Source organism: Swingsia samuiensis (assembly GCF_006542355.1).
GTDB lineage: Bacteria > Pseudomonadota > Alphaproteobacteria > Acetobacterales > Acetobacteraceae > Gluconobacter > Gluconobacter samuiensis.
The window spans coordinates 2148685-2163214 of record NZ_CP038141.1 but is presented as its reverse complement, the minus strand read 5'-3'; the positions used below and the strand labels follow the sequence as shown (position 1 = coordinate 2163214).

The following is a 14530-nucleotide window of genomic DNA, read 5'->3' as shown; positions in this document are numbered from 1 at the left end:
CTTGTGAGTACCCCTTTCAATAATAAACCCAACGCGATCGCGTATGGTAAAGACAGTTTATGGTGATTCCCAAGGCAGATAAAGCCAAGGGATTGGAGATTCATTTTTCAATACGAATCTAGTTTTTTAGATCGGAAATTTTTCCGATGTGATCAAAGATTCATAATAAAATGTAACGTTGTTAACAATAATCTTCTCCCAAGAGAGACGCAAGTTTGAAGATTAAATAATAACTTTTATGGAGTTTAAATGTCATTTTTTAGTCAAAAAATAACGCGCCTTCGAAGGAAAGCGCGTTATTTATAGTATAACATGCAAAAAAGGACTTAAGCTGTTGCAATAGCCTTAATGCGTGCAGAAAGACGTGATAATTTACGAGCAATTGTGTTTCTTGCAACAACACCCTTGCCAGCCGCACGCTGCATTTCAGGTTGTGCTAATTTTAGAGCTTCATTAGCGGCAGATTTATCGCCCGCCTGAATCGCGTGTTCAACTTTTTTTACGAACGTACGCATACGGGACATGCGGGCAACGTTACGAGCACGACGACGTTCGTTTTGACGGATGCGTTTACGGGCGGAAGCTGTGTTTGCCATGGATCTTTCGGTTCAGTTAAGTGTCTTTTTGCGAAAATGATTGGCGCCGTTTACCTTACTTAAGGCAGGAACGTCAAGCTTTTTACACGCTTTTCACAGAGAGAAAATCTTTGATGCGTGATGATTACCCTATTTCTGGCAGTTTTGACAGAAAAAAGTGGATCGTCCTGCTTGTATAATACGTGAAATTTTGAAGCTTTCTCCACAATTGGGACATCCCTCACCTTCGCGGCCATAGACAAGGTGTAAGTTTTGGAAATCTCCTTTCTCGCCATTAACGTTCACATAATCTCTAAGAGTGGATCCACCTGAGTTTATGGCTGTTTTTAAAAGGGATTTGCATTGTGAAACTAAAGTTTTAACTTCATTGGAGGTAAGGGAGTGAGATGGCCTTGCGGGGTGAATATGACTTCGGAATAAAGCTTCACATACGTAAATATTTCCTAGGCCGACAACAATCCTTTGATCCAGAAGAGTATTTTTTATTGGCGCTTTGCGTTTTTGCAGGTGTGCATAAAAAAATTTACTCGAGAAGCTCTCTGTTAGAGGTTCAACACCAAGGTGAGATAAAAGATGGTGTTGAGTTTCATGTGGGGTTGGAATGAGGTCTATGGCGCCAAATCGTCTCGGGTCGACTAAACCTGCACGTTGCCCATTTTCGGTGATAAACACGAAATGCTCATGCTTATCTCTTGGAGTCTTTTCGGTGGAGGAGCTGATTATAAGTCTTCCTGACATTCCCAGATGAAGAATCATGGTCCACTGATTACTAAGGCGCATTAAGATATATTTTGCACGTCTGTGAAAAGAAATAATGGTTTGATTTTCCATTATTTCTTTTAAATTCAAAGGGAAAGGCCACCTTAAGTCTGGTCGATAAGGTTGGGCAAAACTAATTTTCTGCCCTGTAAAAGCAGATTTTAAGCCTTGCATAATGGTTTCAACTTCGGGAAGTTCTGGCATGATAGGAAACAAAGATATATCGAATGGCTTATGACCGATAGCGTAGAATACAAACATAGTCCCTCTTCGTCTTCATCTCACCATGAAGATACCACTGATTTTGGCTACCGCAGCGTTCCGAGAAGCCAGAAGAAAACAATGGTGCGAGAGGTTTTTGAGAGTGTCGCCGGAAAATATGATGTCATGAATGATGTCATGTCTTTGGGTATTCACCGAATTTGGAAGCGTATTTTTGTGGGAATGTTAAATCCCCGCCCGAATATGAAGCTTTTAGATCTGGCTGGAGGCACGGGAGATATTACTTTTGGATGGCTGCGTGCGGGAGGAGGAACCGCTGTTCTCTCCGATATTAATGCCGCAATGCTTTCTGTAGGTCGTAACCGTGCGATTAAAGCTGGCCTGATTGATAAGACAGAAGTCTGCGTTGTGGATGCAGAGGCAATTCCCCTTCCCGATGCTTCTGTTGACCGTGTTACGATTGCTTTTGGCTTGCGTAACTGTACGGATAAAGATGCTGTTTTGAGAGAAGCACGGCGTGTGTTAAAGCCAGGTGGGCGTTTCTTCTGCCTTGAGTTTTCACGGGTTGAAATTGCGGCTCTTTCGCCGATTTATGACGTCTGGTCTTTTAAGGTTTTACCTAAAATGGGTGAAATTATTGCGAAAGATTCAGAAAGCTATCAGTATCTTGCTGAAAGTATTCGTATGTTTCCAGATCAAGAGACATTATGTGATATGATGCGTAATGCAGGCTTGGAACGTGTGACCTATCGTAACCTTTCTGGTGGGATTGCAGCGATTCATTCTGGTTGGCGTTTATAAATAATGAAAAAGCGTGTGTTGCTGATTGTAGGTGGCGGGATAGCAGCATACCGTGCTTTAGAGCTGGTTCGGCTGCTTAAGGCTGAAAATTGTGTTGTGACGCCTGTTATGACAGAAGCTGCTAAAGCGTTTATTACGCCTCTTAGTTTGGAGGCTTTATCAGGAGAGAAAGTGCATGATGCCCTTTTCTCTCCAACTCAAGAAAGTGAGATCGGGCATATCGCTTTAGCGCGAAGTGCAGATATTATTGTCGTATGCCCAGCTACGGCTCATTTAATGGCACGTATGGCATACGGCTTAGCTGATGATTTAGCGACTACTTTGCTGTTAGCCTCCTCTGCGCCAATTTTGGTGGCGCCTGCAATGAATGTTCATATGTGGGAGCATCCAGCTACACGAAATAATGTTGTTACACTCAAAAAACGTGGAGTTTCCTTTGTTGGTCCAGATGAAGGAAGTATGGCGTGTGGAGAGTTTGGTCCTGGTCGCTTAAGCCAACCTGAAGTGATCCGAGACGCAATCTTTTCTATTCTCGCCCCAGACCGTTCCCTCACAGGGAAGCATGTTTTAGTAACAGCAGGCCCAACGGTAGAGGCACTGGATCCTGTTCGGTTTTTATCGAACCATTCATCCGGAAAACAAGGGTATGCAATTGCTGCGGCTATCGCGGAAAAAGGTGCTAAAGTAACGTTGATTAGTGGCCCTGTGAAAATTCCTGCGCCAAAGTCTGTGCATGTTGTTCAAGTCAGTACCGCACAAGAAATGTTGGCTGCCTGTGAGGCTGCGTTGCCGGCTGATGCTGCTATTTGTACGGCTGCCGTGAGCGATTGGAGAGCAAAGGAATTAGCATCAAGTAAGATCAAAAAGTCTTCTGATGAGCCACCTACCCTTCGACTAGTAGAGAACCCTGATATTTTAGCAACTTTGTCGCATCATCAAAAACGTCCCTCGCTTGTCGTGGGGTTTGCTGCTGAAACTGATGATGTTGTGGAAAATGCTATTGCCAAGCGTCTACGGAAAGGATGTGACTGGCTCGTCGCAAATGATGTGCGGGTTGGTGTTTTTGGAGCTGAACGGAATCAGGTTAGTTTGATTGATTCGACTGGTGTTGAGATGTGGCCTGACATGGAAAAAACAGATGTTGCGCAACGCTTGGCTGAGCGTGTTTCGAAATTTTTCATACCGTCATAAATTATAAGGCAGAGATTACATGCAAAAACATATTAACGTGAAAGTTTCTCGTTTACCTCATTCTGAAGGGCTGTCTTTACCAGCTTATGGAACGACTGGAGCAGCGGGAGTGGATTTTCTGGCGGCAATTTCCGAAACAATAACGGTCAAGCCGGGAGAGCGCGTATTAGTTCCAACTGGTTTGTGTATAGCTCTTCCTGAAAACTATGAGTTGCAGTTGCGCCCTCGTTCTGGGTTGGCACTTAAGCATGGAATAATGTTGCCCAATACACCCGGTACAATTGATGAGGATTATCGGGGTGAAATAAAAATTATTGTGATGAATGCGGGTCAGGAAAGCTTTGAGATTGAACGTGGGATGCGTATTGCACAAGGCGTTTTGGCACCTGTTGTGCACCTTCATTGGGAGGAAGTCGCTTCTCTGGATGCGACGACACGTGGCTCAGGAGGGTTTGGGAGCACAGGGCGATGAGTATTTTGTCAAAAAAAGCTTGATTGCATACGCTAGGTTTGCCTTAATTTAAAAATAATTGAATGAGTAGGAAAGATTTTATGGCGGGCAGTCCATCGGTCATGCCCTATCGTATCATACGGGGTGTTCGCCAACGTATGAGCGGTTTTGAGCTTTCTATTTTATTGGTGGGAGCTATCTTCTTTTTGCTCCTGTTCGGGAATAAAAGATTACCTAACGTAGGTGATTTTTCATTTTTGCCCTATCCCGATTATTCCCTATGGATCGATATAGGCTATACCGTTAGCCATATTATTTTAGCCCTTTTGAGTATTGGTGCTTTTTCTTTAGGTTTGGGCGGTTTGGCCTGCAAATTTTTTTGGTTTCGGCGTATTTTAGCCCCAGCATTATCTGTTGCAAAATCTATCCCTGGGATAGGTTTGATTGGGGTTTGTTTATATTTCTTCTCTTCTGATCTGACGATCGTTTTCATAGCGGCATTTAATGTCATTTGGGCCGTGACTTCATCAATTTTAGAGGTGAATGATCGTATTTCGACTGACATTGAAGAGGTTGCTACAGGCTTTCGTTTAACGGAGTGGCAGTATTTTTGGCGGATCCAAATACCAGCTGCTATTCCGAGTATGGTATCTAACATCTCTCACTCAATGCCGGGGGTATGGTTTCGTTTAATTTGTGCAGAGGGGATTTTAACCCTTATGCAATATTCTCATATTTCTGGGTGTGGTGGCATTGGTCTTATTGCACTAGAACATAGAGATATTGGGAATCTTGCTGAAATATTGATTATTCTTGTTACACTGGTGCTTTTGGTGGATCAGTGTTTTATTCGCCCCATGAAAATATGGGGTAATCGGTATAGTGGGGAAATTAGAGGGCCTCAGAAAAACCACAGTAAGTCTTGGTTTCTTCATTTTTGGCGGCGGTCTAATTTTTTAAGTATTATTAGTCTTGAATTCCATAATTTGATAAGTCGACTGGGGAATATTCGTTTTGGAAGAATTTATAGGAAAATAGATTTAGAAAATGAGGGTAGTAAAAATTTAAATATTATATTTTTTATAAATATATCCCTTGTTTGTCTTGTTTATTTTTTAGGAAAAATAAAATTAGAGAAAATTTTATTGGGCTCTCTGATATCATATTGGGAGGTTCTAAATACATTTATTTTGTTGTTTTTGTTTTGGATGCTTTCGGCTTTCGTTTTGTACAGTTTGAAAAATCGGGTTTCTGTTTTTAGGTTTTTGAAGTTTTTTTCTATATTTCCAGTCATTATATTTTATCCATTCTTAAAATATTCCGGTTTTTATTTTGTATCATTGTTTCTTTTTATTGGCACATATTGGTTGGTAGGAGAGAAAATATTCTTAGCGCTTGATTCTATTCCAAATTCTTGGCGTCAAATGGCCATAAATCTACACGTAAAGGGCCTATTACTATGGAAGAAACTGATTTTCCCCTCGGTCATTAGTAATTTACTTGTTGGCCTATCTTTAGCTGCTGTTCCGATGTGGGATTTTTTGATGATAGCAGAATCTTTTGCTTCAAAGGATCATGGGCTTGGAAGGATGTTATTTATGAGTGTGCTGCATGGGACGATGGAGAATCAGATTATTTTGTTGATGACATTAACGGCGCTTTTAATGTTCTTAGAACGCTTTATACTTCAACCCATTATTACCTATACAGCGCAGAAATATACAATCCGATGAAAAAGCAACCTTTGATAAGCCTTAAAAATTGTCGGCAAATTTATAAAAAAGATCGAAATGCTGATTTATTGGTCTTGGAAGATGTGAGTTTTAACGTTCAGGAGGGTGAGATTTTAGGCCTTTTAGGACGATCTGGGTCTGGGAAATCATCTCTTCTGAAAATAATATCAGGTCAGGATCAGCCTGTAGCCGGAGAAGTTATCTGGTATAAAAAACCAGATGATGGTGTACTGGATAAAGTTACGACTGTTTTTCAGGCAGCCGCCTTATTGCCGTGGTTGAGTGTACGAGAAAATATTTTACTGGGCTTAGAAGCTCAAAGAGTTCCACGAGGAAAGCGAGCTGATTTAACCGACACTCTTTTAGAGACTATGGGCTTGGAGGGGTATGAAAATGCATATCCTAAAGAGATTTCAGAAGCTGTAGCGCAGCGTGTGTCTTTTGCACGCGCACTTGTGCTGCACCCTACCCTTTTGCTGCTAGATGAGCCTTTTTCGTCTCTTGATCTGTTAAGTGCAGAAAATTTAAGGACAGATATTATTGAGTTATGGTTTGAAAAACGTTTTTCTCATTTAAAAGCAATTATTTTAGCAACGCATGGTATTGAAGAGGCGGTGCTAATGTGTGACCGAATTCTTCTTTTCTCGTCTCATCCGGGGAAAGTAACGCATGAAATTGCGGTGCCCTTCCCTCATCCCAGAAATAGGAATGATGAAAATTTCCGACGATTTGTTGATCAAGTCTATTCCTTGATGACACGTCGGGCTCCAATAGTCTCAGAAGCTGAGCAAGTTTTGACGTTGGAAGACAACAACCTTCCGCTTTTTTCAATTGTTTTACCTAATCTCTCTATTGAAATGCTGGTCGGTTTAATTGAGGTTTTAGGATCTTCTTCTCTTGCTGGTCGAGCTGATTTGCCAGACTTGGCCCAACGTTTGCAAATGACCTTGGATGATCTGCTCCCTTTAGGTGAGTCTTTGCAGTTACTCGAATTAGCACAGTTGGAAGATGGAGATCTTTTGCTGACAGATGAAGGTCAAAAGTTTGTTGAGGGAGATGGAGATGCCCGCAGAGATATTATGCGGACAGCTTTTTTGCATCATATTCCCCTTCTCAAAGTTATTCGCAGCACGTTAGATGAGAGGCATAACCATACCGTAGATGCGTCTTATTTTCGTAAAATATTAGAAGAAAATATGTCTTCTTCTTATGCACATCAAACTTTAACAACTGCGTTGGATTGGGCCAGATATGCTGAGTTATTTGATTATGACGAAGAGGCAGATCGGTTCTACCTAGAAGATGAAGAGTAATTATCTCCTAGGTAAAAAATATTATTTTAAACGGTCACGATAGAGTTTTCGTGCTTTAGCTACTTTGGGGGCAACAACAGCGGCACAGTAAGCGGTTTCTGGATTGCGAGCAAAATAATCCATGTGCTTTTCTTCGGCTAACCAAAACTGTGTTGGGCCTTCGATCCTTGTTACAATAGGGTCAGGCCATATTTTTTCAGCGGATATTTCCTCTTTTACTTCTTGTGCCAGTTTTTGTTGCTCAGCATCACCAAAGATAACTGATCGATATTGTGAGCCAATGTCGTTCCCTTGTTTGTTCAGTTGTGTTGGATCATGCGTGGTAAAGAAAACACGTAAAAGATCTTTAAGAGAAATTTCATTTGGATCATAAACCAATTCTACAACTTCAGCATGTCCAGTTTTATCTGCGCATACAGCTTCATATGTAGGATTGTTTACTGTTCCGCCTGCATATCCAGGATGAGCAGAAATTACGCCTTTTAAACCTGTAAAAACGGCTTCAACGCACCAGAAGCAGCCAGCCCCAAGAATAATAGAATTATGTGAGCTCATATTGAGAGCCTCCTTTTAAAATTATCTAAGATATAAGCATTGCAGAAAGATTATATAACCGATGAACTTATCTTTCATAGACTGGCTTATCTGTATTTCATTTGCTATAAAATAGACAGTTTTTTAGAAATGAAAGTGTATTAAATGCCAGCCTATCGTTCCCGCACCACAACTCATGGTCGTAATATGGCTGGCGCGCGTGCTTTATGGCGAGCAACAGGAATGAAAGATGGGGACTTTGGTAAACCCATTATTGCAATCGCAAATTCCTTTACCCAGTTTGTTCCGGGGCATGTGCATTTAAAAGATATGGGTGCACTTGTTGCTTCTGCTATTGAAGAAGTTGGAGGCATAGCAAAAGAGTTTAATACGATTGCAGTTGATGACGGCATCGCGATGGGACATGGAGGAATGCTGTACTCCCTACCCTCACGTGAGCTGATTGCAGATTCTGTTGAATATATGGTGAATGCTCACTGCGCCGATGCGATCGTTTGCATTAGTAATTGTGATAAAATAACTCCTGGTATGTTAATGGCTGCGTTACGGCTTAATATTCCAGTTGTGTTTGTTTCCGGTGGGCCTATGGAAGCCGGAAAGTTGGATGGACCAGAAATTGATCGCAAGTTAGACCTGGTTGATTCAATGGTGGCAGCTGCTAATCCTAACGTCAGTGATGCTGAATCAGAGCAGATTGAACGCTCAGCCTGTCCTACATGCGGCTCTTGCTCCGGTATGTTTACAGCCAATTCGATGAACTGCTTAACAGAAGCATTAGGGTTGTCGCTGCCCGGGAATGGCTCACTGTTAGCAACACATTCAGCACGCAAAGAACTCTTTTTAAACGCAGGGCGCTTAGTCGTTGAGTTGGCGCGCCGTTGGTATGAACAGGAAGATGCTTCTGTTTTACCTAGAAATATTGCGACACGCAGTGCGTTTGAAAATGCTATGGCACTCGATATTGCCATGGGAGGATCTACGAATACGGTTTTGCATCTTCTTGCTGCTGCACGAGAAGGTGAAGTTGATTTTCATATGGCTGATATTGATCGTCTTTCTCGGAAAGTGCCTAATCTTTGCAAGGTCGCACCAGCAAAAGCAAATGTACATATGGAAGATGTACACAGAGCGGGAGGTATTCCTGCTATTTTGGGAGAACTTCATCGAGCAGGATTAATTGATACATCCGTTGGAACGGTTCATGCAAAAACATTAAAAGACGCTTTAGAAAAATGGGATATTCTCAACCATAATTCTGAAGCGATTGAATTGTTTCAGGCAGCACCAGGTGGTGTTCGTACAGTGCATGCCTTTTCGCAATCAAGCCGTTATAAGGACGTTGATACGGATCGTGAGAAAGGTGTTGTTCGTAATCGAGCACATGCCTTCTCTCAGGATGGGGGCCTCGCTGTTTTATATGGGAATATGGCTGTAGATGGAGCTATTGTTAAAACAGCAGGTGTTGCAGATAAAATTTTGACCTTCACAGGAACAGCACGTGTTTTCGAAAGTCAGGATGATGCTGTTTCTGCCATTTTAGGTAATAAAATTAAAGCCGGAGACGTCGTTATTATTCGATATGAAGGCCCTAAAGGCGGCCCCGGGATGCAGGAAATGTTATATCCGACGAGTTATTTAAAATCGAAAGGTTTGGCAGAGACGTGTGCTTTAGTCACGGATGGGCGCTTTTCTGGAGGAAGTTCTGGCTTATCTATAGGACATGTATCGCCAGAAGCGGCTGAAGGTGGGTTGATTGGTTTAGTTGAAGATGGGGATCAAATACACATTGATATCCCCAAAAGATCATTACACTTAGATATTGAAGATAGTGAAGTAGCTTCTCGACGTGAAAAAATGCACGAAAAAGGTGAACAAGCTTGGAAGCCTAACCGTGAGCGTGTTGTTTCTCGTGCTTTACAAGCATATGCTGCAATGACAACGAGTGCGGCAAATGGGGCTGTGAGAGACTTATCTCAGATCATAGTAAAAACCCGAGAATAGGGTCTTAGAATTAATTTAGATCCGTTGCTTTTAAGGCAACAGATCTAAATTAGAGATTTATAAAATGCGGTCTAAAGCTTCTTTAAATCGTGTTAAATCATGCTCAAAAGTTTTCAGTCTTTGACGGTTTTCTTCCACCACTTCTGGTTTTGCGCGGCTAATAAAGTCAGCATTATCTAATTTACGACGAACCTTAACAATTTCTGATTCGTTTTTTTGGATTTCTTTTGATAGCCGTGCTCGTTCAGCATCTAAGTCAATTAGGCCTTCAAGAGGAATAAAAGCGGTTGCCTCTTTTAAAATAATTTGAGCGGCATAGCGTGGAATCTCTGTTTCAATTGTTTTTATTTCAGAAACTCGCGCCATTCGGCCTATAACTTCAGACCAGTTTTGTGCACGTTGTAAGGTTTCAGGAGAAGCTTCGTTCAATAGCAAAGGGGTTTTTTGCGCGGGAGGAATATTCATCTCTGCACGTACGGCACGTATGCTGCTGATTAAATCTATAACCCATTGCAATTCACTTGATGCTTGATCGGGGTTGGTTACAGTGAAGTTTTCTGGCCAGTGAATATCTGTGAACTTACCTTTATACCCAAGTTCCTTCCAAAGTGTAGCGGTGGCAAAGGGAATAACAGGTTGCATTAACCTTAAAATAATACCGAGAACATACGCGCTGACATTACGGATTTCCTCGGCTTCTGCATTATTCTCTGTAAGAAAAGGTTTAGAAAATTCTACAAACCAATCACAGAAGCAGCCCCAGACGAAATGATAACAACAGTTGGCATACTCATCAAAACGATAGATAGAGAGTGCCTTCTCAGCATTTTGGATAGCATTATTTGTTTCAGTTAAAATCCATCGTCCTAAAGAACTTTTTACCTTTGTGGCATCAAAGGTCTCTGATGGATGGACCCCGTTCATTTCTAAGAAACGAGCAGCATTCCAAAGTTTTGTAATGAAAGCGCGATGCTCTTCGACGCGTTTCTGGCCAAGTTTAATATCTCTGCCCGGTCCTGTTCCTGCGCAAATAGCGAGGCGGGTAGCATCTGCGCCAAACTCAGAGATTAGATCGATGGGATCAATTCCGTTCCCGCGTGATTTAGACATTTTCTGTCCTTTTTCATCGCGTACTAACCCATGAATAAGAACGGTTTTAAACGGCACATCATCCATAAAGTGAAGGCCCATCATCATCATTCTGGCGACCCAGAAAAAAATGATATCAAATCCTGTCACGAGGACACTGGTGGGATAATAACGTGCTAGTTCTTTGGTGCTATCTGGCCAACCCAGTGTTGTAAAAGGCCATAAACTAGAACTGAACCATGTGTCTAAAACATCTTCATCTTGAGTAAGAGGGACGTTTTCTCCAGCTTGGACCTGCGCTTCAGCTTCATTTTCCGCAACATAAGTAGTCCCATCAGGACCATACCATGCTGGGATACGATGTCCCCACCAAAGTTGTCGGCTAATGCACCAAGGCTGAATATCTCTCATCCAAGCAAAGAAAGTATTTTCCCATTGCTTAGGTTCAAAACTAATTTTTCCACTTTCAACAGCCTCAATGGCGGGAATAGATAGTTTTTTTGCATCACAATACCATTGAAGTGTTAAGCGTGGCTCAATGATTGCGCCTCCACGCTCAGCATATGGAACCTGTAATTTATGAGGTTCAATTTTTTCAAGCCACTCAAGTCTTTCGAGTTCTTGAATAATACGCTTACGGCCATCTTCTCTGGATAGGCCTGCTAGAGAGGTAGCAAATTCTATGGAAGCAATGCCTGGAACGTCTTTGAGTTCGTTTCGTATTTCTTCAAGCCAAATATGTGCTGTTTCATCCAGAATAGTCAATGTTGAGAGACTGTGGCGTTTGCCGACCTCAAAATCATTGAAATCATGAGCAGGAGTGATTTTTACTGCGCCAGTTCCTTTTTCTGGATCTGAATAATTATCTGCAATGATAGGAATACGCCGCCCTGTAATGGGGAGAGTAACAAACTTACCAATCATATCGGTGTATCGTTCATCTTCTGGATGAACAGCGACGGCAGCATCTGCCAACATGGTTTCTGGTCGTGTCGTGGCTATAGTAATGGTACGGCCATCATCTAAAGGATAGCGAATATACCACATGGACCCGTTTGTTTCTTTATTTTCGACTTCAAGGTCAGAAATAGCTGATTTAAAGTGAGGGTCCCAGTTAACCAGTCGGTAATCTCGCGAGATAATTCCTTCTTCATAAAGTTGAACAAAAACTTTACGGACAGCGCGAGATAATCCTGCGTCCATGGTAAAGCGTTCACGCTCCCAGTCTGCAGATGCACCTAATTTACGTAGTTGTTTTACAATAGTATCGCCAGATTGGTTTTTCCATTCCCATACGCGCTCAAGAAAACCTTCTCGACCAAGACTGGTACGGCTTATCCCTTCTTTATCTAGTGCTCGTTCAACAACCATTTGGGTCGCAATACCAGCATGGTCTGTTCCTGGTTGCCATAAGACATTGTAGCCTTGCTGACGCTTCCAGCGGATTAAAATGTCTTGAAGAGTAAAATCTAATGCGTGTCCTAAATGTAACGTCCCGGTTACATTGGGAGGAGGAAACATAATAGAAAAAGGTTTGCCATCAGCTTCTGGATGAGCGTGAAATACACCACTCTTTTCCCATTCTTGATAGAGAGATGTTTCATGATCTGCAGGGATAAAGCTTTTTTCGAGCATGAGAATCCAGAAGGCTAAAGGTAAACAAGGTGACTAAAGAGAGAATATTAGTCTTTGGGACGCAAACGAGCGATTTCCGCACGGACTAAAATTTCTACTAAGGAAGGTAGATGGGCATCAAGCCACGTTCTTACCATCCCTCTAATTTCTGTACGGACCATTTCTTCAATGGTCATGCTATTATTATTACTGACAATTGTATCTGGTGCTAGCGTACGCGCGTTAAATGCTGAATGAAGAGCATTGAGAGATTGTTCTGCAGCAGCTTGTGTGAGGCTATCCATAAGGTGGATATTTTTTTTCTCTTCTTTGGAAGCTTCTATGTTGGGGACAGAATCAGGTTTGGAAACCATCATTGATGGCTCTAAAAAAAAATCTTCAGAATTGTTCATATCTGTTTCATTCATATGATTTGTTGCTGCTTGTGATGGAAGTGTTTCGTCATTGTTTAACGCACGACGAATGGAATGAAGAAAGTCTCCAAAATGTTCATCATTGGAGACTTTATTTTCTATGGGGGTTTTAGGATCGCTCATGAATGAGAGAGTAATCTAAAATCCAAAAGAAATGATTAACGCCCAGGTTGATTAATGGCGTAGTCATTCATACCCCATAGTTTATTTTTAACAGCCATATAATAAGCTTTTTCATCATAAAGAGGCACGCCAAGCTTTAAATCTGCCGCCGTTAATCTCCCCATAGAAGAAGCAACGGCATAGGAAGCTACTACGAGATTTGATAGGTGCTGCACCAAAGCTTGTTGGGATTGTAGCAGTGTTTGTTGCTGCTGGAGAACGGCTAATGTTGAACTTGTTCCAACAAGAGCTTGTCGTTCTACCCCATCCAGAGCGATCACGTTAGCAGAAATAGCTATACGATCACTGGCAATGGACTGTTTATAGGAGATCATTTGTTGCCAACTTGACGCCGCTTTTTGAAGAGCAGAGCGTCTTTGAACATCGACTTCCCGGTGTGCCGCTTGAACTTGTTGGCGAGCCCCACGAATCGCTGAGTATTCAGAACCTCCCTGATAAATAGGAACCTGAAACTCAATTTCTCCAAATTTATTGTCGTTTAGTGAGTGACTATAAGCGTTATTAATGGAGCGTTGATAGCCTAACTCTGCAGAAACTTTAGGCATAATGCCAGAAATCTGGACTGAAACATTATCTTTTTGTTGTGCTTCAGTAAAAAGTGCGTTGATGACATCGGGGTTGTTTTCTACCGCGACCGCGACCGCTTCTTGTTCACTTTTCACAGGTAAATGCAGAGGTTGAGGTTGCTCTAAATTAGGTGGGGCAGCAATACCGACGATTTGCAGATAGGTTGCTTGGGCTGTTTGAAGTGTTCCCTCTGCTTGTTGACGTTGAGCTGTCGCGCTGGCGAGAGCAGCCTGAGCCTGAGCTACGTCCGTTCGCGTAATTTCACCAATATGGAAACGTTCTTCAGTTGCACCGAGCTGCTGTTTAAGAACGTGTTCGTTATTAATCGCTAATTGTAAGAGAAGCTGGTCTTCAACTACCCCAACGTAAGCATCTACAACTTTTGAAAAGACTTCTTGTTCTGCAGAAATTAATTTGGCTCGCTCGGCCATAATTTGATTTTTGGCCGCATGGATCCCTGCGATTGTTTTTCCACCTTGGTAGAGGGGCTGGCTTATTGTGACGCCCCCATTATATCCAGGTGTTTTGTATCGCCGATTGTTGCCTTCAAAGGTTGATCCGTTGGGAGAAGCTGAATTGCCTGACCCTACAGACGCATAATCTGACTGACCATTATAGTAGGTTAGATTCATGGTCCCTTGAATGGTCGGGTGCCACCCAGCCATTGCTGTGGGAAGTTGTTCGTCGGTGACACGCAAGCGTGCGCGTTCTTCTCTGAGTGTTGGGTTGGTGAGGTACGCTGTTGCCAATGCTTCTTTAAGGGTGTGCGGAATAAAAGATGGCGAACCGCTTCCATCATATTTTTGCGCTAATGATGTTCCACTCAGGAGAAATGAGAGAAGACCTATTCCAAGAGGAACAGTTACAATCTTTGAGCCATTATATCCTGAGTTCACCATTGAGAGAATCCTGCTGTCTGCCGAATAGAGCAGTGTTTTAATAAAAGCTGTTTTTATATAGCGCGTTATGTTGAAGAAGAAAAATCCTCATTTTCATGAAGATCCACTCTTGACCAAATGAC

At 42.2% G+C, this 14530-nt stretch carries 12 protein-coding genes; 6 read left to right on the top strand and 6 right to left on the bottom strand.

What is annotated here, in order from left to right; genetic code table 11:
• Positions 1–326: 326 nt before the first annotated feature.
• Together rpsT and mutM are read right to left on the bottom strand one after the other, a co-directional pair.
• On the bottom strand, positions 327–596 hold the full coding sequence (rpsT, locus tag E3D00_RS10310; RefSeq protein WP_141462302.1) for a 30S ribosomal protein S20: 270 nt from the start codon (positions 594–596) through the stop codon (positions 327–329).
• Between the two features lie 129 nt (positions 597–725).
• Positions 726–1559, bottom strand: coding sequence for a bifunctional DNA-formamidopyrimidine glycosylase/DNA-(apurinic or apyrimidinic site) lyase (gene mutM, locus E3D00_RS10305; RefSeq protein ID WP_141462469.1), 834 nt, complete (start codon positions 1557–1559; stop codon positions 726–728).
• A 30-nt stretch (positions 1560–1589) separates the two neighbouring features.
• On the opposite strand from mutM, the gene E3D00_RS10300 reads away from it, so the two are divergent.
• The 5 genes from E3D00_RS10300 to E3D00_RS10280 all read left to right on the top strand — a co-directional run bounded on the left by E3D00_RS10300 (position 1590) and on the right by E3D00_RS10280 (position 7066).
• Positions 1590–2378: a class I SAM-dependent methyltransferase gene (locus E3D00_RS10300; RefSeq protein WP_141462301.1), complete on the top strand. Its 789-nt coding sequence runs from the start codon at positions 1590–1592 to the stop codon at positions 2376–2378.
• A gap of 3 nt (positions 2379–2381) precedes the next feature.
• A complete protein-coding gene (coaBC, locus tag E3D00_RS10295; RefSeq protein WP_141462300.1) occupies positions 2382–3569 on the top strand; it encodes a bifunctional phosphopantothenoylcysteine decarboxylase/phosphopantothenate--cysteine ligase CoaBC in 1188 nt (395 codons plus the stop codon).
• 19 nt (positions 3570–3588) lie between these two features.
• The gene (dut, locus tag E3D00_RS10290; protein ID WP_141462299.1) at positions 3589–4041 is read left to right on the top strand and encodes a dUTP diphosphatase; all 453 of its coding nucleotides are present in this window, start codon (positions 3589–3591) and stop codon (positions 4039–4041) included.
• An 80-nt stretch (positions 4042–4121) separates the two neighbouring features.
• Entirely contained in the window at positions 4122–5753 is a 1632-nt protein-coding gene (locus tag E3D00_RS10285) for an ABC transporter permease subunit (RefSeq protein WP_181441968.1), read from the top strand.
• Entirely contained in the window at positions 5750–7066 is a 1317-nt protein-coding gene (locus E3D00_RS10280) for an ABC transporter ATP-binding protein (protein WP_141462297.1), read from the top strand. The genes E3D00_RS10285 and E3D00_RS10280 overlap by 4 nt, the downstream gene beginning before the upstream one ends.
• A 21-nt stretch (positions 7067–7087) precedes the next feature.
• Here the strand turns inward: E3D00_RS10280 and msrA are convergent, their stop codons facing one another.
• Positions 7088–7621 carry a peptide-methionine (S)-S-oxide reductase MsrA gene (msrA, locus tag E3D00_RS10275; protein WP_141462296.1) on the bottom strand — a complete coding sequence of 178 codons (534 nt, stop codon included), beginning with the start codon at positions 7619–7621 and terminating at the stop codon, positions 7088–7090.
• A 144-nt stretch (positions 7622–7765) separates the two neighbouring features.
• Here msrA and ilvD point away from each other — a divergent pair, with 144 nt between their 5' ends.
• The gene (gene ilvD, locus E3D00_RS10270; protein ID WP_141462295.1) at positions 7766–9622 is read left to right on the top strand and encodes a dihydroxy-acid dehydratase; all 1857 of its coding nucleotides are present in this window, start codon (positions 7766–7768) and stop codon (positions 9620–9622) included.
• 57 nt (positions 9623–9679) lie between these two features.
• On the opposite strand, the gene E3D00_RS10265 is transcribed toward ilvD, so the two are convergent.
• The 3 genes from E3D00_RS10265 to E3D00_RS10255 are packed head-to-tail and all read right to left on the bottom strand — an operon-like array spanning position 9680 to position 14408.
• Positions 9680–12346 carry a valine--tRNA ligase gene (locus E3D00_RS10265; protein ID WP_141462294.1) on the bottom strand — a complete coding sequence of 889 codons (2667 nt, stop codon included), beginning with the start codon at positions 12344–12346 and terminating at the stop codon, positions 9680–9682.
• Between the two features lie 47 nt (positions 12347–12393).
• Positions 12394–12882: a DUF2497 domain-containing protein gene (locus tag E3D00_RS10260; RefSeq protein ID WP_141462293.1), complete on the bottom strand. Its 489-nt coding sequence runs from the start codon at positions 12880–12882 to the stop codon at positions 12394–12396.
• Positions 12883–12917: 35 nt separating this feature from the next.
• Positions 12918–14408: a TolC family outer membrane protein gene (locus E3D00_RS10255; protein ID WP_141462292.1), complete on the bottom strand. Its 1491-nt coding sequence runs from the start codon at positions 14406–14408 to the stop codon at positions 12918–12920.
• Between the last annotated feature and the right edge of the window lie 122 nt (positions 14409–14530).